The sequence below is a fragment of the Desulfosporosinus sp. Sb-LF genome (genome assembly GCF_004766055.1).
In the GTDB taxonomy this organism is placed as follows: Bacteria; Bacillota; Desulfitobacteriia; order Desulfitobacteriales; family Desulfitobacteriaceae; genus Desulfosporosinus.
The window spans coordinates 1-18,823 of the sequence record NZ_SPQR01000001.1 but is presented as its reverse complement, the minus strand read 5'-3'; the positions used below and the strand labels follow the sequence as shown (position 1 = coordinate 18,823).

Sequence of the window (18,823 nt, the reverse complement as noted above, 5' to 3'; positions counted from 1 at the left end):
AATCCTTCTCTTATTGAGAGAAAACCTTGCAGACCCAGACTAGTTCTGCTCGTAGCCATAATCTGCAAAACATGTTTGACGGTACTCAGGCAAACGATCTTCCTTAATTGCCTCCCTAATTTCACGCATTAAGTTCTGAAGATAACGCAAATTATGAATGGTCATTAATCGAAGACCTAAGATCTCGTCTGCTTTGATTAAATGCCGCACATAGGCTCGAGAATAATTCCGGCACGTATAGCAGTCGCAGGTGGGATCGATCGGTCCAAAATCATGAGCGACTCCCGCATTGCGAACAATTACTTTTCCGTAGCGAGTCATCGCGGTTCCATTCCGCGCAATTCTAGTTGGAAGAACACAATCGAACATGTCAATCCCCCGCATAACCCCTTCGATGATGGCATCAGGAGAACCAACTCCCATCAGATAACGAGGTTTTTCTTTAGGTAGTAAGGGGACCGTATAATCTAAAACATCATACATCATTTCCTTTGGTTCCCCGACACTTAATCCCCCTATAGCATAGCCAGGTAAATCCAATTCGATAATTTCAGCGGCACTTTGACGGCGAAGGTCTTCATACATGCCTCCCTGTACAATCCCAAATAAGGCTTGAGTGTCCGTTGTCGTCAACGTTTCCTTACATCGTTTAAGCCAACGTGTAGTCCGTTCCAAAGAATCTTTGGCATACTCATGAGTGCAGGGATACGGTGCACACTCATCAAACGCCATCACAACGTCAGACCCCAGAGCCATCTGAACTTGAGTTGCAATTTCCGGACTTAAAAATTGGCGTGAGCCGTCAATGTGCGATCTGAATTCTACGCCTTCTTCCTTGATTTTTCGCAGATCTCCCAAGCTAAACACTTGGAAGCCACCACTGTCTGTCAAAATGGCTCCATCCCAGTTCATAAAACGATGAAGGCCACCCGCTTCCCGAATTAACTCCTGCCCAGGACGCAAAAAGAGATGATAGGTGTTACTCAAGATCATACCTGCTCCGAGCTCCTTGATCTCCTCTGGGGTTATTGTTTTTACAGTCCCTTGCGTCCCAACTGGCATGAACACCGGCGTATCCATTATACCGTGTGGAGTATGTAATTTCCCTAAGCGTGCCCTAGTCCGGGAATCTTCTTTAAGTATTTCCAAATGAACCGCGGTCAAACCCTTCACTTCTTTCTATAAATAACTTTAGTGATTTATTATGATTAGACGATGAGCATAGCATCTCCAAAACTATAGAACCGATATCGTTCTAAAACAGCCACTTCATAGGCTTTTAAAATGAGTTCACGCCCCGCCAAAGCACTAACTAGCATGACCAGTGTTGACTTTGGAAAGTGAAAATTCGTCAAGAGGGCATCCACAACCTGAAAAGAATAGCCTGGGTAGATGAAAATATCCGTCCATCCTTCACCAGGTACCACCCTTCCTTTATTACCGACAGATTCCAAGGTACGAGCCGCTGTTGTCCCCACTGCGATGACTCGACGTCCCTCTAGTTTTGCTCGATTAATTCGTTCTGCTGCCTCCGTATCCACACGGTAATACTCCGAATGCATAGTGTGTTCACGAATATCGTCTACTTTAACGGGACGAAAGGTACCTAAACCTACATGAAGAAGGATCTCCACAATTTCTATGCCCTTTTCCTGTAGTCTACTCAAAAGTTCAGGTGTGAAATGCAGTCCTGCCGTAGGGGCGGCCACGGACCCTCGCTCCTTTGAGTACACTGTCTGATACCGTTCTTGGTTTTCCAATTGAGCTGTAATATACGGTGGAAGGGGCATCTCCCCCAGCTGGTCTAAAATCCCCTCAAAAACTCCTGAGTACGTAAATTGAATCCTACGGTTTCCATTTGCTAAAATATCCTGAAGTTCTGCTATCAATAGTCCATTACCGAAGCGAACCTTCTGCCCCACCTTAAGGCGTTTTCCTGGTTTAACCAAGGCTTCCCAAACATCAAGTTCAAGCCTTCTTAGAAGTAGGACTTCGATTTTGGCCTCAGTGCCCTCTTTTTCCCCTATCAAACGCGCGGGAATAACGCGGGTGTTATTTAGCACAAGTACATCGCCCGTTTTCAAAAGGGACACAAGATCCCGAAACGTATGATGTTCAATCCCTTCACTGTCTCGATTGACTACCATCAAACGGGAAGCATCCCGAGGCTCTACAGGATGTTGCGCAATTAACGTTTCCGGTAAATTAAAATCAAAATCCGAAACGTTCAATCCTTCATTCTCCTTTTTAAATCACACAATTTAATCTAACGGGCACAAAGCTTGACCCGATTCGAGGTCATTTCCGTATAATAATCATTCGGAAATGATCGTATTGTGATAATAGTACGTTAATATTTGTTGATAATTATACCCCATTTGGGCCATATGATATGCTCCCCATTGGGACATTCCCACTCCATGACCCCAACCCCGTCCCTCAAATAGAAAGACGCCAAACGGCTGAGAAACAGGACTCGTTCCAAGCGAAGAACTGAGAACTTTGGAGAGTAAAGGCCCCTGCTCTTTTGGATAAGAAAATCCAGAGAAATCTTGTGATCCGCGAAACATGGTTGGGCCGGGTTTTCCGAACGAATCTAGGTTTGGAGCGAACGGCTTAACCTCAAATAAATTCCCCAAAAAAGCGGCCGTCCGAATCGGCTGCCCAAACGGGTAAAACGCTTTGACAAATGCCCGTCCTGTTACAGTCTTAGAATGCCCGATCCCATCTTCCATCCTTACACTTTTTACCCTACCTGAGGGGAATTTGTCAAGTTCAACGCTGCGCACTGGCCCCAAGCCAAAGGTTGTGCCCAGGATCGGGGCAGAGACAATAAACCTCCAATGATTTACTGCACCCCCAACTCCTTGTGAATAAGGGTCAGGATGAGACACGTTGTTGGTATCTGCATTTCCCCAAACATTTTTAGCATCTTCTGTGAAGCCACCACTATGCGAAGAATAAAGCGCTTCGATCGGCAACTTACTCTGGGCATCCACCAGAATTTCTCCTCGAGTTGCTTCAACTGCAACTGAAGCTTCCCCCTCAGCATTTTTACCTCCGTAGGCCTGATCAATATCGGGAGAGTCCGTGATCGTCTTTCGGCCATTCTCCGTATGTTTAATAAGAAAGGTTCGAGCTGCAACTGTTTGAGCCTTGAGCCCTTCCATTCCACCTTTAGCCCACTCATTACTCATTTCGATCGGTACAACCCCTTTAAGATAGTCTTCACTGTCTACACGATTAATAAACCGCCAATGACTATCCTGCCAACTAAGTTGTAGTCCTCCACGATATACGACATCTTGGCCCTCAGGCGTTTTAACGCGCAGCCCTCCCGGATTGATCCCCTTCAATTCCAAAAGAGACCCGTCAAAAACTTGGAATTCTCCATGATTAATTCTTAACACTGGGGTCCACCCTCCCCAGCTCACTTGAAGAGTAGAACCCGTCGGGAAATGGAGAGATGTTTTATTCACGATGAGCTGATATTCCCCTTTATCAACATTTATTTCGGCCCACCCCGCCTGGCCTAATTTCCATAAAAGCTCAACTGATATCTCTTTTGCTTGACACGGCGTAGCCAGAATCACCACGAGCACAAATAATGCCATACATAAAAAGGATAACCGATACACAAACCGAAGCATAGCCTGCACACCTACTTTCTCGTATGCTTATGCTCGAAGAACGCACTTGAAATCAGAAGTTCTCGACACACCTATGAACTCTTCTGAGTGCAACTTTGCACGCCATCCTAGCTTTCTTTCTTTATGCTCAGAGTGCCCTTTTTTCTCGGCTTATATGCTGTTGATTTTTCTTCTTACGTACGTTCCTCCGTGAAAAGTCCGCATTCCGCCCGATTCTGGGGAAGCGAATATCCTAAATGTTGATAGGCCCTTGCTGTCGCCATTCGTCCGCGGGGAGTACGTTGCAGAAAACCCATTTGAAGCAAGTACGGTTCCACAACATCTTCCAAGGTCTCTGATTCTTCTCCGATGGTTGCTGCTAGTGTTTCCAAGCCCACAGGTCCTCCTGCAAACGTTAAGATAATAGTTCTCAGGGTTTTCTGGTCAATATTATCCAAGCCCACCGGATCCACTTCCAGCCGATTTAACGCTTCACGTGCAATTGTTTGCGTAACGACACCGTCTCCCCATACTAAGGCAAAATCCCTAACTCGTTTTAGCAAACGATTGCCAATTCTTGGCGTTCCACGGGAACGGCGGGCAATTTCTTCCGCACCTTCGTCAGTGATACCCAAGCGCAAAATACCAGCTGCCCGTAAAACAATTTCCTTTAAATCCTCAACCTCGTAGAATTCTAAGCGGCTAATAACTCCAAAACGATCCCGCAAAGGAGACGTTAACTGTCCAGCCCGTGTTGTGGCCCCCACTAATGTAAACGGAGGAAGGGACAGACGAATTGAACGGGCACTTGGCCCTTTTCCGATCACAATATCTAGACATCCATCTTCCATAGCCGAATAGAGAATTTCTTCTGTCGTTGAGTTCAAACGGTGTATTTCATCGATGAAAAGAACATCCCTAGGCTCTAGGCCAGTAAGTATGGCAGCTAGGTCCCCAGGTCGTTCAATCGCTGGACCAGAAGAAGTGCGAATACTCACGCCCATTTCCGCAGCAATAATATTGGCAAGCGTTGTTTTTCCCAAACCAGGTGGTCCATATAATAAGACGTGATCCAAAGCCTCTCCACGCGTCGATGCAGCTTGAATAAAGATTCCTAAATTTTCTTTGACTTTTCTCTGACCAATATAGTCGTTCATGCGATGAGGACGAAGTACTTCCCCTTCATGATCTGTTAGTTGTTCTTGTGGAGCAACTAAACGTTCTTCCATTTTCTAGCCCTCCCTCATCCGCATTTCGTGATTTAACCCTGAATTAGCCGCCGGCAAGTAACCGCAAAGCCTTTTTCACTTGCACTTCGGTCGATAATTCCCCACCGTCTTTAAGAACATGACCTAGTGCTTGCCTTGCTTCGTCTATACCAAACCCCAGAGCCAGTAGTGTTTGCAAAGCTTCAGAGTGCGTGAGTGGAGTGGATTCAGAAAATGCTCCCTCACGCGTGGACAAAGTACTATGTCCTTTGAATTTTTCTTTTAATTCTAAAATAAGACGTTGAGCTGTTTTCTTGCCAATACCCGGTACTTTGGTCAATAAATTAAGATTTTCACTAACAATGGCACTTTCAATCTGAACTGCCCCAAAGGTTGAAAGTATCGATATAGCTGCCTTAGGTCCAATGCCAGAAACACTCAACATTTCCAGAAATAGTTGTTTTTCTTCTAAGGACGAAAAACCGTAAAGAGACAAATCATCTTCACGCATAACTACATGAGTATATACGACAAGTTCTTGCCCAGGGACAGCCTTCGCGAGAAGTCCATAAGGCACGGTAAGAAGATACCCAACCCCTTGAACATCGATCACTAAACGCTCTGATTGGATTTCCCAAACCTTACCTCTCAGCATTCCAATCAACGGAATTCCCCCATTCTCCGGTCCAATGTATAGCTGTGCGCATGACAGATCGCAATGGCTAAGGCATCTGCGGTATCGTCTGGCTTAGGGATTTCCTCCAGTCTCAACAACCCTCTGACCATTTGCTGAACCTGCCTCTTTTCGGCCCTTCCATACCCAACGACGGCTTGTTTGACCTGCAAAGGGGTATATTCATAGACCGGAATTCCCTGTTGGGCGCTCGCCAACAAAACCACCCCTCGCGCGTGCCCGACGGCTAAGGCGGTCGTAGTATTACGGCTAAAAAACAGTTCTTCAACCGCAATATGATCGGGAGTGTAATCCCGGAGAAAAGGGTTAATCTGTTCATATAACATTAATAAGCGTTCTGCCAGTGGGGTATGAGCCGGAGTTCGCCAGCAAGAATAAGCGATCGCGCTTAAATGATTCCCTTTTTGTTCAATAAGTCCATAGCCCATAATCGCCGTCCCGGGGTCAATTCCTAAAATAATCAAACGCATCTTCCTTTCTGCTAATTAGAATTCGACAGAAGGCGGATGATTCCTTTTCTCCATCACTCACTTCTACTCTTGCCAAAGAGGTTCGTTCGCAGTGTCGATAAACGACTGAACTTCATCTAGTGAATAAAACTCGACCTTCGGCGCCATGTCCACCATCTCCTTTGGCCAAGTCTGAACATTTAAGCCCGTTACGATGACTCTACCACTTGATCCAAGGTTTCCTTCGATAACAGATAATACCCCTTGCTCCATCTTAAAATGATAGATTACCTTGGCAGGCGCTTCCTTTGCTATAGCAGTCTCTGCATTTATATCAGTGCTTCCGATACGATTTTTAGCGTACCACCAAGACGTTGTAGCTGGCACGATGCCGCCAATCCCCAATCCAATCATAAGAACTATACTCATTACTTTCCATCTGGACATAATGAAAAACCCTCCTGACATTGTCTTCTTTGTTCTAGTCTTGCCAGGAGGGCTTACTTTAATCGTCATGCAATTTTGAAAAGCTTTTAGTTTGTTTTAGAAATCTTCACTTGCCAAGGCGTCTGCTAATTCAAAATTGGAATATACGCCTTGTGAATCATCATGCTCCTCCAGGATATCCATCAAATGAACAATCTTCCGAGCCTGGTCTGCATCCGTTATTTCGATTGTGTTTTGGGGAATCGGACTGACAACAGATTCAACAACAGAGATTTTTTGATCTGCAAGAGCTTGACGAACACCCTCTAAAGCTTCAGGAGCCGTGTATACAACAAACCCCTCTTCATCCACTTCGAAATCCTCAGCTCCTGCTTCTAAGGTCATCATCATTAAATCATCTTCGCTTAACCTAAGCCCTTCACGCAGGATTCTCAATTGGCCCTTTTCTTGAAACATCCAACTAACGCATCCAGTTTCACCCATGTTCCCACCATTTTTGGAGAAGATATGGCGAACTTCACCGGCCGTGCGGTTACGGTTATCGGTCAAGATGTCGATCATAACGGCAACCCCACCTGGGCCATACCCCTCATAACGCAGCTCTTCATAAACTGCACCTTCTGCGCCGCCACTCCCTTTAAGAATAGCCCGTTGAATATTTTCATTGGGCACATTTTCTGCTTTGGCGTTTTCAATGGCAATCTTTAACCGAAAGTCATTAACGTCTCCACCACAGGCACGGGAAGCAACAACCAATTCTCGGCCCAGTTTAGTAAACATTTTCCCCTTTTGGGCATCCGCCTTACCTTTTTTATGTTTAATGTTTGCCCATTTTGAATGTCCTGACACGACAAACTCCTCCTTATGCTAGTCCACTATTAAATAGTTTAGCATAAGGCAATTTCTCTTGTAAAGCAATATCGAACTTCTAGATCAATTTCGCCTCTTAAAGCACCTATCATTTTTCTTTATTGGCAAAAACTTCAGTGCTTAAATAACGCTCTCCGGTATCTGGGGCAACAACAACAACGTTCTTCCCATCTCCCAAGGCTGCGGCCACCTTAAGTGCTGCGCTTACAGCCGCTCCGGAAGAAATGCCTACTAAAAGCCCTTCCTCCCGTGCTAAACGTCGAGTTATCTCCATGGCGTCATCATTACTCACTTGAATAATCTCATCTACTACCATTCGATTTAAAACTGCAGGGACAAACCCTGCACCAATTCCTTGAATTTTATGCGACCCAGGTTTTCCACCGGAAATAACTGGAGACGAAGCTGGTTCCACCCCTATAACCTTGACTTCAGGTTGACGGGCTTTCAGGATCTCTCCTACTCCAGTTATCGTTCCTCCGGTACCGATCCCCGCAACAAAAGCATCGATAACACTTAATTGTTCGAGAAGCTCCAAGGCCGTGCTCCGGCGATGCGCTTCTGGGTTAGAGGGGTTTTCAAATTGCTGAGGCATGAAATAGTCAGGATTTTCAGCAACCAAACGTTTGGCCTCTTCAATTGCTCCATTCATCCCTGCTGCTCCAGGGGTTAACACAAATTCAGCCCCATAAGCTGCCATAAGCATTCGCCGTTCAACACTCATAGTTTCCGGCAACACAACAATTAATCGATAACCTCGAGCAGCCGCGATCATAGCTAGCCCAATACCCGTGTTCCCGCTTGTCGGCTCGACGATAGTTCCCCCAGGGCGAAGTGCCCCACGTTCCTCAGCATCCCGTATCATACCTAGGGCTATTCGATCTTTTATGCTTCCACCAGGATTAAACGATTCGACTTTGACATAAACATTAGCCATTCCGGGCTTAACCAATCGATTTAATCGAACCAATGGAGTCTGCCCAATCAAATCTGTAATCGAATCAACAACTCTCATTTTTTAATTCCCCCAATTCATATCATTTTAGTATGGTATAATATTATCAAGCACTAGGCCGTTTGTCAAACAAAACCTTAGCAATTGACAAGAATGTATTACGTTCTAATACGTTCCTCTACTTCGATGACCAGGGCTTCAATCTGGTGGGGCAGAGGGGTTCGTGGAACACCCACTAGTAGAATATTCCCGCGTTGTATAGGAAGAAGCAATTTTTCCGCTTTACTGGAAGCAATAGCAATAGCCATCCCCGACGTGATCTCCCCCAGCAGCCCATAGACCATCATAACAGCAACCGAGCCCACAATGATATCTACTCGATCGACATTGTAACAAATCGCGGACTCTCCTGAAGCTCCCTCTGTGGCCCCGGCTCGCAACATTGCTCCTGTAGCAAGGGCATTCGTGCCCAGTGCAAGAATATTCAGCTCGGGAATCCGCTTGCGTAACTGTTCTACAATATGTTTACCAATGCCGCCACCCTGCCCATCTATGACTGCAATTCGCATACTACTCTCCTCACTCCTTCTCAGCATATACGGGGAAGATGTTCACCTTCAAGCATTCCCACGATACGCTTCCCCCCCAATGGTGTCTCTAAAAGCACTAGCCCCGCCTTTCCTCGTTGAACTCGCCCAATACGAGCCGCATGGAATCCCAAAGGATGGGCCTTCATCGTTAGGAGGACTTCCTCCGCGACTTCTGGTGCCACAATAACCAGTGCTTTTCCTTCATTCGCCAAATAAAGGGGATCAAGTCCTAACATCTCACATGCTCCACCCACGCTAGGAGAGAGTGGAAAACATTCTTCTTTCAAGAGCATACTCACTCCCGCTTGTTGCGCCAATTCATTTAACGTCGTCGCCACGCCACCACGGGTAGGGTCCCTCATGCATCTGACGCCAGACACATAAAAAGCATCTATAAGTCCATTTAAAGGCGCACAGTCACTCATAACCGGGGTTTGAAATTCGAGCCCTTCCCGCTCAGACAAAATAGCAATCCCATGATCTCCAATCGTTCCTGTAATGAGGATCTCATCTCCTGGCCGAATCTGCTCTGGACCCACTGAACGATCCGTAATATACCCAATTCCTGTTGTATTTATAAAAATTTTATCCGCACTTCCTCGTTCGACGACTTTCGTATCTCCGCAAACGATCATTATGCCTGCTTCGGCTGCAGTTACGGCAACACTCTTAATAATCCGTTCCAATTCTTCTATGGGAAAGCCTTCTTCCAATATAAGCGCAAGTGTTAAAAACTGCGGAACAGCTCCACTAACCGCAAGGTCATTGACAGTACCACATACCGCAAGCTTACCGATATTTCCCCCACGAAAAAACAAAGGTGAGACAACAAACGAGTCGGTTGTTACAGCAATATGCTCTCTGCCCGGCAAAGCCGTTGCATCACTCATCTGATCTAAGTAATCATTTCCTAAGTATCTCTGAAAAAGAGTACGAATTAGCTCGTGGCTCAACCGCCCACCACTTCCGTGGGCTAACATAACGCGTTCCATTAAGTCACGCTCCTTTGTACGTACCTATGATAAGCAGCACAAGACCCTTCGTTAGACACCATACAGGGTCCAACAGGCTTCATCGGCGTACAACGCTTGCCAAACAACGGACATTGGGTCGGATTAATTAGTCCTTTTAAGACTTCTCCACACCGGCACCCAGGGGGTTCTTTCGAATGAAAAACTGGTAGAGCGAATTTCCGAGCCGCATCCCAAGCACTGTATTCCTTACGAATACCCAAGCCACTCTGATGGATCATCCCCATACCCCGCCATGAGACATCTACTAGTTCAAAGACCTGTTCGATGAACATTCTAGCACGCAGGTTTCCCTCTGCTTTAACGACACGTTTATATTGGATTTCAAGTTCTGAACGACCTTCTGCACGTTGCCGAAGGAGCATAACAATCGCTTCCAAAATATCCAAAGCTCCGAACCCTGTCACAACCCCTGGTTTGCCATACTCCTTAGCCATAAACTCAATTGGCCCAATTCCAATAATGGAGCAAACATGCCCTGGATCAAGGAAGGCATCGACTCTTATTTCATCATCCTCAGCTAATAATCTTAAGACCGGGGGAACGACCTTGTGCATAGATAAAACGCTGTAATTCTCTATTCCTTCATGTTTTGCTGTTTCTAAACTTACTGCGACCGTAGGGACGGTCGTTTCAAACCCAATTCCCAAAAACACAACCTCTTTAGTAGGATTTTTACGTGCTAACTCTAATGCATCCAGGGTTGAATAAACTATTCGCACGTCCGCCCCTTCTGCTCTTAATTCCTGTAAATTTTTCTCCGTCCCCGGCACCCGAATCATGTCTCCGAAGGTAGCCGTTATAACCTTTGGTTGGGCAGCTAAATAGAGATAGCGGTCAATATCATGGCTATCTGTCACACACACAGGACAACCAGGACCCGAAATTAAGCGAACCGTCTCTGGCAGCAACTCTCGAATTGCGTTTTTAGCGATGGCCACAGTATGCGTTCCACAAACCTCCATGATTGTAAACGGTCTTTGGGCCAAACCCTCAATTTCTAAACAATAGCTCGCCGCCTTGTCCAAACGATCCTTACTCTCCTTCGTCATAGGCATGGGCTACCTCCAGCAGGAGTTCTTCAGTTTCTTTGGCACTCTCGTCGTCTATAATGCTAATGGCAAATCCTGCATGAACTAAAACGTATTCACCAATTTTGACCTCAGGTACCAAGTTGATACTAACAACACGTTCATTCCCCATCATATCAACTTTAGAAGTCCATCCATCCATCGTAACAACTTTAGCCGGAATGGCTAAACACATTTTATAACACCTCATTCGCAATTAATAGTTGTCCGAAGGCGAGCCCACCGTCTCCTGGTGGGAGCGTTCGGGAACGTAAGACTTTAATCCCCTTGTCTTGACAGATTTTAAGGACGGCTTCGGTCAAAAGCTTATTTTGGAAGACTCCCCCATTTAATACCAAAGGATCATTTTCTATATGTACTCGTATTGCTAAATCCACCATAGCCTGAGCAATCGTCATATGGAACCGATACGCTATTTCTCCTCGACTTACGCCGAGAAAAACGTCTTGTGTTAGTTCATTCAATAACGGACCGACTCCGAGGATGTGGACCGCGTCCTCCATTCTCACTTCATAAGGATAGAGAGATTGTCCATTTCCGTTCCCCCGATCTCCCCCTTCTACGTGCTGTTTCCTCAAAAACCTTGTAGCGATACTTTCCAACTCAATCGCAGCTTGCCCTTCATAGGTTACCTTTGTACAAACACCAAGCAATCCACTCACCGCGTCAAAGAGCCTGCCAGCACTCGAAGTTCGAAAGACCTGAACTCCTGTATCAAGTTGTCGTTCTATAATCTGACGTTCATTGACAGAAAGCGCTGTCCAGAGAGGCTCAGTCTTTTTCCACGCCTCACTATCTAAAAGAGTTTTGATATAAGCATAAGCAATTCGCAAAGGATGTTTTGCACCAGTATCTCCCGCAGGAAGTGGTAGGTACTCAAGATGTCCCTTTCGTTCATAGCCTGAGGCATTACCATATAAAACTTCAAATCCCCAAATATGATGATCTTCTCCGAATCCAGTTCCATCGCAGATAATTCCTAAAGTTGGCCCTGTTCGATTCCATTCCCCCAACACACTGACTAGATGGGCATGATGATGTTGAACAGAAAGCTTAGCCAAGGGCTGCTCTTGGGCAAATCGTGTCAAATGGTAGTTTGGGTGGCTATCGTAAGCAATAGCTCTCGGCATGATATTGATAACTCGTTGAAAAGATTCCAGTTCCTGGTGAAAACGTTGGAGGTTTTCATACCCTTCCATATTTCCTATGTATTGACTGACAAAAGCCTTCTGCCCAAACGCAAGACAAAAAGCATTTTTTAGTTCACCACCTACACCAAGAAGTGGGGTCTTGACCTGTATGGTCGATAACGAAATCGGCAACGGAACATATCCGCGGGCTCGACGAAGAAAAACCGCTTCGTCTCCAATCACTTGAACAACCGAGTCGTCGCAAGGATGATAAATGTCTCGGTTATGCATTAAAAAGTAATCAGCAATTCCCTGTAATGCCACCAAAGCCTCTTCATTTGTATAAATTAGAGGACGCCCACTGAGGTTGGCACTTGTCATAACCAAAAAATCATAGGGTCCTTCAAACAAAAGATGATGAAGCGGTGTGTAAGGAAGTATGATTCCTAGCGTATATATACCGGGCGCAATATCCTCTGGTAAAGAATCCCCTATTACACGCTGTCGTTCAAGAACGACAATAGGTGCAGACGGGCTAAGTAACAAATCCTCTTCTTTCGCGCCAATAACCACCTCTTTAGAGGCTAATTCAATAGATCTTGCCATTAAGGCAAACGGCTTGGACCCACGTTCTTTTCGTCCCCGCAAGCGGTGGACAGCCTCTGTGTTTCGTGCATCGCAAACGAGATGGAACCCCCCTAGCCCTTTCACTGCTATTATCCCACCTTGGGCCAGTTGATCAACGCCGATACCAGGGAGAAGGTTGCCCATTGCATCCCTCAATTGAACCTCCGGTCCGCAATCCTCACAGGCAACAGGCTGTGCATGAAAACGACGATCCCAAGGATTCTTATATTCAGTAGCGCAGGATTCACACATTGGGAAATCTGACATGGTCGTTTGTGCTCGATCATAAGGAACATCACGTATGATCGTATAGCGTGGCCCACAATTCGTACAATTAGCGAAAGGAAATCGATAGCGCCGATTATTGGAATCAGCCATATCCTTAAGACAATCTCCGCATGTTGCAACATCCGGAGAAATTAATACGTCCGCACCTTGTTCCGTTTCACTCTGAACTATTTCGAACGTTGCATAATTCATGGGCTCTACCCCAGCAGATCGTGCCGTCAAGATGTTGGCCAAAGGCGGCGCTTCAGTTTGCAAACGATGATAGAACAGTTCGAGATTATCTCCTTCTGCATGAATCGTTACACCATGGCTTGAGTTCTTCACCCACCCTTTAATATCCAGTTCTGCTGCTAGTTTAAACACAAAAGGCCGAAAGCCTACCCCTTGAACAATCCCATTGAAGTAAAATACCATTGCTTGTAGATTCATTTTAAACGTTCAGCCCTCAAAAGCTTCCTCATATTAAATCTTATAACCCTTATTGTACACGCCACGCTCTAAGTTCATCAAGTAGATGAGGGTATTATTTCCAGTAATATTAATTAATTTTCAAATTATTATAACAAAATTTATAAATTTTAATATCCCAAACTTTTTTCTTAATAAACTTTAAAAATATGTTTCTACTTTTCTTTTTTTGGCAAGTATAAGAATAATAATGTCTTTTTACTCCATCTCACGATATTTTCGAGAACATCCCCACTGGCCAATGCCTATTCAAGACCAACCTTTAAGAAGGGAATGGAACTATAATCATGCTTTTACCAAGAATTATGGTGATGGGGGTTGGAAACATCCTCTTATCTGACGAGGGTTTAGGCGTTCGCTTTTTGGACCAACTTGCGAAGAAGTCCCTTCCTGAGAGTGTAGAACTTCTTGAGGGAGGCACGGCAGGACTTGACCTTATTCATCTAATTCGAGAAGTCGATTTTCTGATTATTGTTGATGCCCTCAATGCTAACGCTGAGCCTGGCACATTGTTTCGCTTGCAACCGGGTGATCTTCACGCACTTTCTGAACATCGCGAAGTTTCGTTTCATGAAATAGGGATTATCGAGGTACTCGCTATTGCTAACCTATTGGACAAGAGCCCGAAAACCTTAATTTTTGGTGTTCAACCCAAAAGTTTAGAATGGGGAGTGGACATCAGTCCAGAGATCGAAGCCCAGTTTCCTCGTCTTACGGAATTAATTCTCGAAGAGATCGATACTATCCAGCTTAAAGGGACTTTCACTTCGGTTTTATCGGCTTAATCAAAGTACTACAAGTGTTTTTAACGTTTGGATTATAAGATACTTGCACCCTGTGAATTCCTCGAATCAGAACACTAAATTCTTCATATTTGGGATAATAGTTTCATATACGGAGGAGAGATGGTGTGCACGAAATGTCTTTGATGGGAGGAGTATTTGAAGTCATTGAAAAGACCCTCTCTCTGCATGAAGTAAAGCGAGTCCTTCAGGTTAAGCTAAAAGTTGGAGAACTTACGAATGCGGATCCGGATGCCTTACAGATGGTGTTTGAGGCTTATAGCAAAGATACCCTCTGCGAAGGTGCCGAGCTAATTGTGGAGTGCGTTTCAGTGCGTGGTCATTGCCGAAATTGTCATTACGAGTTTACCGTGGAAACAATGTTTTTCCTTTGTCCTAACTGTCAACATGCCGGTATTGAAGTGATTCAGGGACAGGAGCTTTTACTCGAAAGTCTGGAGGTTGAATAAGTGGAACCAAGTCGTCGTGAAATTGAAGTAATGGCGAATTTGCTCAGTTCAAATGATATGCAAGCCGAAGTAAATCGCGCTCATTTTCGCAAGCATAATTGTTTAACCATTAATCTGATAGGTTCGCCTGGCGCAGGAAAAACATCACTATTGGAAAAAATGTTGCCCCAATTAACCGCGAACCTGCATGTTGGAATTATTGAGGGAGATATCGTTACCAGTAAAGACGCGGATCGTATAGCCGCTCACAAGATTCCGGTCATTCAGATTAATACAGGCGGTGGATGTCATTTAGACAGTAAAATGGTAAATAAGGTTTTGCCTGAATTCGATTGGAATTCTACGGAACTTATGGTTATTGAAAATGTGGGGAATCTCGTTTGCCCAGCTGATTTTGATCTTGGAGAAGCGTTTAAAGTCATTGTGTTAAGTATTGTCGAAGGAGACGACAAACCTTCGAAATACCCCGTGATCTTCCGCAGCGCCAAGGCGGTTGTACTCAATAAAATGGACCTTGAGCCGTACACGGATGTGAATATGGAGATTATGAAACAAGATATTTGGTCCATTAATCCAGACATTCAGATCTTCGAGGTTTCTTGTCGCAACGGAAATGGCTTGAAGGCGTGGACGAATTGGCTTAGTCAAGAGGTCGTGAGCTATCGGAAAGACGTAGGCTGAGAGCCTTCTTACGTCTTATAATTGAATGATTACTATCTAGTGATTTTAAATTCTGTATAGAGTCTCTTTGGATGGATAAGATAATATCGACTTCGTTCAATAACTAAAATTGGAGGTATGTCATATGAGCCGCAATACACCTGAAGTACCTGAATCCGAAGGACAATTGGACAAACTGAAATGGGAAGTAGCTGAAGAATTGGAATTAGACGATGATATTCAAGAGAAAGGGTTTGCCAATATGACAACACGCGAAGTTGGTCAAATCGGCGGAAACATGGTCAAGAAAATGATCACCTTTGCAGAAAAAGAAATGGCTGAACAAGGTTCGGATATTATTGACTAAATTTAGATCTTCGACCTAAAATTTTGTAGATAATGTGACGGCCAACGCAGATGTCTACAAATATAGTATCCAAATTTACCATAGAAATAAGGAAAGGACGATCGATAATAGACGACGTCCTTTCCTTATTTCTATGGTAACACCTACTTTGTAATAGTTGCCTATTTATTCTTCTACATAAGGAATTGTCAGAGGTCCAAGTGGCAATACAGCAATACTCATCTCATCACCGTATTTAGCCTTCAAATCATCGAGCGTTTGTTCAATATTCTGAGATGGAGTGAGCATTGCTGTTCTAACTGATTCCTCTGGTAACAAGGAATACAAATAAACATCTGCCCATTCCTGTATCATTGCCAGTCTTTGTGCTTCCCACTGATCAAACATGTGAAAGGAAGGGTCATTAATCATTTCTAAAAGATCTTTTGGAGACTGGCGCATCTGTAGTATCTTAACAAAGTTACCGTGATCAGGCATACCTTCGATGCATTCTGCTGCACAAATAATTGTACCCCCTTGTTTGACAATCTTATGAGCAGCATTCATACCTTTAACGGCCTGATATAAGTTCTGATCAAGAGGGTAACCAGCGTTCGTCGTAATTACCACATCAAATCGCTTTTCGCATTTTATCATGGCATGCTCTTTAACAAAAGCACATCCAATAGCATGAGCTTCAACCAATTCTCCTGTAAAGACGTTAGTTATTTCCCTTTCTCCATTCAGTGCCACATTAAGAAGAAAATCCGGTTTACAAAAAGTGTTGACTTCCCTAGTCATTTCTTGTAGAGGATTCTTGTCCAAAACACCCCAGGTGGCCAACGGATGCCCGATCATCTTAGCATTATGAAAGGTTAGAATAGTTTCAATACCCGCGATACCAGGCATAATTCCCTTAGGTCCTCCAGAAAATCCCGCAAAGAAATGTGGTTCAATAAACCCTGTCACAATCCTAAAGTCGGCTTCCACATATTCCTTATTTAAGTATACTTCACAGCCGAAGCTGCTTTTTCCAAGGTGCGTTAGCTCTGATTTCTCGTGACAGTGATGATTAATAATTCGAACGGTGTTTACAATCGTTTCCCCTAGCATCTCAATAAACTCTTCTCTAGTTTGGTCACGGTGGGTCCCGAGGCCGTTGATAATTGTAACGTTTTCTATTGGTACATGGGTAAGTTCCTCAAGTAGCCAAGGAACTAATTTATGGTTTGGTGTTGGCCTAGTAATATCGCTAATTACAATGACAACCCTGTCAGTCGACTTAACCATTTCTCTAAGCGGTTTTGTGCCTTTTGGATTACGCAGAGCTTGTAATACAAGTTCATGATCATCCTCTGGTAACTCCAAATGATTAGGTGCAACAATTCTCGTATGCTCGGGAACTATAACGTTCAGACCATTTTTTCCATACGCTAAGCTAACTTCCATAGATACATCCCCTTTTACAGTACAACCTTATACCTATTACCATGATTTCTATAGTATAAGCCGAAAGAAGATGAGTTATCCATTATAGATTAGAGGCTAGCGACTTCAATTCCTTACTCACTTGTTGTACCCCTTCTACTAAGTGAGCGATTTCCTGATTGGCCTGTGCTTGCTGCTGGGTAATGGCGCTGTTATGCTGAACACTTTCTACGATCTTTTCAATAATAGATTGAAAGTCCAAAATAATCTTACTTATTTCACTGGCTGAACGATTGCTTTCCTCGGCTAATTTGCGTACTTCACTCGCTACTACTGAAAAACCTCGCCCTTTTTCGCCTGCCCGTGCGGCCTCAATTGCTGCATTCAGCCCTAAAAGATTGGTTTGTTTGGCCACACGCTGAATAAATTCCAAAATACTGGAGGTAGAATGAAGCTGATTTTTTCCTTCTAGGGCCACTTCAGCTATAGTTTGGCTGATTGAAGCGACTTCTTGGGCAGAAGCGGCAGTTTGTTCTACAGCACTAGCAGCCTGTTCCACCGATGTGCTCAGAACCTGTACTTGATTACGAATGATAGCCTTTAATTCCTCATCCCTTAACAGCATAACTACCATACCAGCCGCGATAGTGGCAACTGGCTGTACAATTTCTAGTGGTCCAGCAATGCCAAACGTGCCGATTTTATGTCCCTCCACTACAATGGCTAGGCTAAAGCCCTCTTTATAAAGACCCCCAGAAGTTTCTGCTTCCGAGGCTGTAACACAAGCTGAATCACACGAAGTCGTTAATATTTTCGTACTCCCTATATGCTGAATTCCTATTCTTGTTTGAGCCGAATCCGCAATGATTGTCCCTGTCTCATCACAGACTATTACAGCGAACCCGCTCTTTTCATAGATGAATTTCACTATTTTCTGAGCAATAAAATCACTGAGTTTCGCGACCATCATTCTAGATCTCCTTTACAGCCTAATATATCTCTACATTATAGCATATTTTTGTCTGATGGTCTGACCAATGGTATCATATATTCACCACATAATCATCTAATGAGTCCGTATGAATAATGGTTACTTTAGTACGCCCATCGTACTTTGTACCTGAAGGCTTCCCCTTCTGGTACACGTTAGCCACGATAGTCTCCAGTGGAGAGTAAACCATCCAAGAGGAACACTTCGTGGCGAAGGCGAGACTTTCGCCACATTGCGGCTTGTAACGCATTCTCCGGCAATGTGGACCCGAACGGGTGGAACTCCGACCCCATAGACGTTTAAATGCTTGAAAATCGTTCGTTCTAACACAAAAAGACTACCTCGTTAGAGATAGTCCTTTTGCTGGTTTACCTGGCGATGACCTACGTTCCCAGGGGCCTGCGCCCCAAGTATTCTTGGCCCTGAAGGTCTTAACTTCCGTGTTCGGTATGGGAACGGGTGGAACCCCTTCGGCATGATCACCAGATGTCTGAGATTTCATCATTCTTGCGAACGCTGTTCTCTCAAAACTGCACAGAGTCTAATATCTAGTCTTTGTCGATTGAATTTGAGCCACTTACCTAGAGCGCTCATGTTAGGTCAAGCCCTCGACCGATTAGTACCAGTCAGCTCCACACGTCACCGTGCTTCCACACCTGGCCTATCAAC

At 44.6% G+C, this 18,823-nt stretch carries 21 protein-coding genes and 1 rRNA gene; 4 read left to right on the top strand and 18 right to left on the bottom strand.

Features of this window, described 5'->3' with window-relative positions; genetic code table 11:
• Positions 1 to 39: 39 nt before the first annotated feature.
• From tgt to hypF, 14 genes are all read right to left on the bottom strand, one after another.
• Positions 40 to 1,164 carry a tRNA guanosine(34) transglycosylase Tgt gene (gene tgt / locus E4K68_RS00115; protein WP_135376735.1) on the bottom strand — a complete coding sequence of 375 codons (1,125 nt, stop codon included), beginning with the start codon at positions 1,162 to 1,164 and terminating at the stop codon, positions 40 to 42.
• 44 nt (positions 1,165 to 1,208) lie between these two features.
• Positions 1,209 to 2,231, bottom strand: coding sequence for a tRNA preQ1(34) S-adenosylmethionine ribosyltransferase-isomerase QueA (gene queA / locus E4K68_RS00110; protein ID WP_135376734.1), 1,023 nt, complete (start codon positions 2,229 to 2,231; stop codon positions 1,209 to 1,211).
• Positions 2,232 to 2,315: 84 nt separating this feature from the next.
• Positions 2,316 to 3,650: a SpoIID/LytB domain-containing protein gene (locus tag E4K68_RS00105; protein ID WP_135376733.1), complete on the bottom strand. Its 1,335-nt coding sequence runs from the start codon at positions 3,648 to 3,650 to the stop codon at positions 2,316 to 2,318.
• Positions 3,651 to 3,823: 173 nt separating this feature from the next.
• Positions 3,824 to 4,858 carry a Holliday junction branch migration DNA helicase RuvB gene (gene ruvB / locus E4K68_RS00100; protein WP_135376732.1) on the bottom strand — a complete coding sequence of 345 codons (1,035 nt, stop codon included), beginning with the start codon at positions 4,856 to 4,858 and terminating at the stop codon, positions 3,824 to 3,826.
• Between the two features lie 43 nt (positions 4,859 to 4,901).
• Positions 4,902 to 5,501, bottom strand: a complete 600-nt coding sequence (ruvA, locus tag E4K68_RS00095; RefSeq protein WP_135376731.1) for a Holliday junction branch migration protein RuvA — start codon at positions 5,499 to 5,501, stop codon at positions 4,902 to 4,904.
• Positions 5,498 to 5,995 carry a crossover junction endodeoxyribonuclease RuvC gene (gene ruvC / locus E4K68_RS00090; RefSeq protein ID WP_135377208.1) on the bottom strand — a complete coding sequence of 166 codons (498 nt, stop codon included), beginning with the start codon at positions 5,993 to 5,995 and terminating at the stop codon, positions 5,498 to 5,500. Before ruvC ends, ruvA begins: the two co-directional genes overlap by 4 nt.
• 69 nt (positions 5,996 to 6,064) lie before the next feature.
• Positions 6,065 to 6,427 carry a hypothetical protein gene (locus tag E4K68_RS00085; RefSeq protein WP_135376730.1) on the bottom strand — a complete coding sequence of 121 codons (363 nt, stop codon included), beginning with the start codon at positions 6,425 to 6,427 and terminating at the stop codon, positions 6,065 to 6,067.
• Between the two features lie 96 nt (positions 6,428 to 6,523).
• The gene (locus E4K68_RS00080) at positions 6,524 to 7,276 is read right to left on the bottom strand and encodes a YebC/PmpR family DNA-binding transcriptional regulator (RefSeq protein WP_135376729.1); all 753 of its coding nucleotides are present in this window, start codon (positions 7,274 to 7,276) and stop codon (positions 6,524 to 6,526) included.
• 109 nt (positions 7,277 to 7,385) lie between these two features.
• On the bottom strand, positions 7,386 to 8,312 hold the full coding sequence (cysK, locus tag E4K68_RS00075) for a cysteine synthase A (RefSeq protein WP_135376728.1): 927 nt from the start codon (positions 8,310 to 8,312) through the stop codon (positions 7,386 to 7,388).
• 98 nt (positions 8,313 to 8,410) lie between these two features.
• A complete protein-coding gene (locus E4K68_RS00070) occupies positions 8,411 to 8,821 on the bottom strand; it encodes a DUF3842 family protein (protein WP_135376727.1) in 411 nt (136 codons plus the stop codon).
• 20 nt (positions 8,822 to 8,841) lie between these two features.
• The gene (gene hypE / locus E4K68_RS00065) at positions 8,842 to 9,834 is read right to left on the bottom strand and encodes a hydrogenase expression/formation protein HypE (protein ID WP_135376726.1); all 993 of its coding nucleotides are present in this window, start codon (positions 9,832 to 9,834) and stop codon (positions 8,842 to 8,844) included.
• Positions 9,834 to 10,931 (bottom strand): hydrogenase formation protein HypD, encoded by a 1,098-nt coding sequence (gene hypD, locus E4K68_RS00060; RefSeq protein ID WP_199241654.1) that lies wholly within the window; start codon positions 10,929 to 10,931, stop codon positions 9,834 to 9,836. The genes hypE and hypD overlap by 1 nt, the downstream gene beginning before the upstream one ends.
• The gene (locus E4K68_RS00055; protein ID WP_135376725.1) at positions 10,909 to 11,139 is read right to left on the bottom strand and encodes a HypC/HybG/HupF family hydrogenase formation chaperone; all 231 of its coding nucleotides are present in this window, start codon (positions 11,137 to 11,139) and stop codon (positions 10,909 to 10,911) included. The genes hypD and E4K68_RS00055 overlap by 23 nt, the downstream gene beginning before the upstream one ends.
• Position 11,140: 1 nt before the next feature.
• A complete protein-coding gene (hypF, locus tag E4K68_RS00050; protein ID WP_135376724.1) occupies positions 11,141 to 13,438 on the bottom strand; it encodes a carbamoyltransferase HypF in 2,298 nt (765 codons plus the stop codon).
• A gap of 326 nt (positions 13,439 to 13,764) precedes the next feature.
• On the opposite strand from hypF, the gene E4K68_RS00045 reads away from it, so the two are divergent.
• The 4 genes from E4K68_RS00045 to E4K68_RS00030 all read left to right on the top strand — a co-directional run bounded on the left by E4K68_RS00045 (position 13,765) and on the right by E4K68_RS00030 (position 15,756).
• Positions 13,765 to 14,262, top strand: coding sequence for a HyaD/HybD family hydrogenase maturation endopeptidase (locus E4K68_RS00045; RefSeq protein WP_135376723.1), 498 nt, complete (start codon positions 13,765 to 13,767; stop codon positions 14,260 to 14,262).
• 125 nt (positions 14,263 to 14,387) lie between these two features.
• Positions 14,388 to 14,729 (top strand): hydrogenase maturation nickel metallochaperone HypA, encoded by a 342-nt coding sequence (hypA, locus tag E4K68_RS00040; protein ID WP_135376722.1) that lies wholly within the window; start codon positions 14,388 to 14,390, stop codon positions 14,727 to 14,729.
• On the top strand, positions 14,730 to 15,410 hold the full coding sequence (gene hypB, locus E4K68_RS00035) for a hydrogenase nickel incorporation protein HypB (protein WP_135376721.1): 681 nt from the start codon (positions 14,730 to 14,732) through the stop codon (positions 15,408 to 15,410).
• Positions 15,411 to 15,534: 124 nt separating this feature from the next.
• Positions 15,535 to 15,756 (top strand): alpha/beta-type small acid-soluble spore protein, encoded by a 222-nt coding sequence (locus E4K68_RS00030; RefSeq protein WP_135376720.1) that lies wholly within the window; start codon positions 15,535 to 15,537, stop codon positions 15,754 to 15,756.
• Between the two features lie 165 nt (positions 15,757 to 15,921).
• On the opposite strand, the gene larA is transcribed toward E4K68_RS00030, so the two are convergent.
• The 4 genes from larA to rrf form a co-directional block, all read right to left on the bottom strand.
• Positions 15,922 to 17,184 (bottom strand): nickel-dependent lactate racemase, encoded by a 1,263-nt coding sequence (larA, locus tag E4K68_RS00025; protein WP_135376719.1) that lies wholly within the window; start codon positions 17,182 to 17,184, stop codon positions 15,922 to 15,924.
• Positions 17,185 to 17,266: 82 nt separating this feature from the next.
• Complete coding sequence (locus E4K68_RS21290; RefSeq protein ID WP_135377206.1) at positions 17,267 to 18,130, bottom strand: methyl-accepting chemotaxis protein; 864 nt, start codon at positions 18,128 to 18,130, stop codon at positions 17,267 to 17,269.
• Positions 18,131 to 18,253: 123 nt separating this feature from the next.
• Positions 18,254 to 18,484 (bottom strand): hypothetical protein, encoded by a 231-nt coding sequence (locus E4K68_RS00015; protein WP_135376718.1) that lies wholly within the window; start codon positions 18,482 to 18,484, stop codon positions 18,254 to 18,256.
• Between the two features lie 40 nt (positions 18,485 to 18,524).
• Positions 18,525 to 18,641, bottom strand: a 5S ribosomal RNA gene (gene rrf / locus E4K68_RS00010).
• Positions 18,642 to 18,823 lie beyond the last annotated feature (182 nt).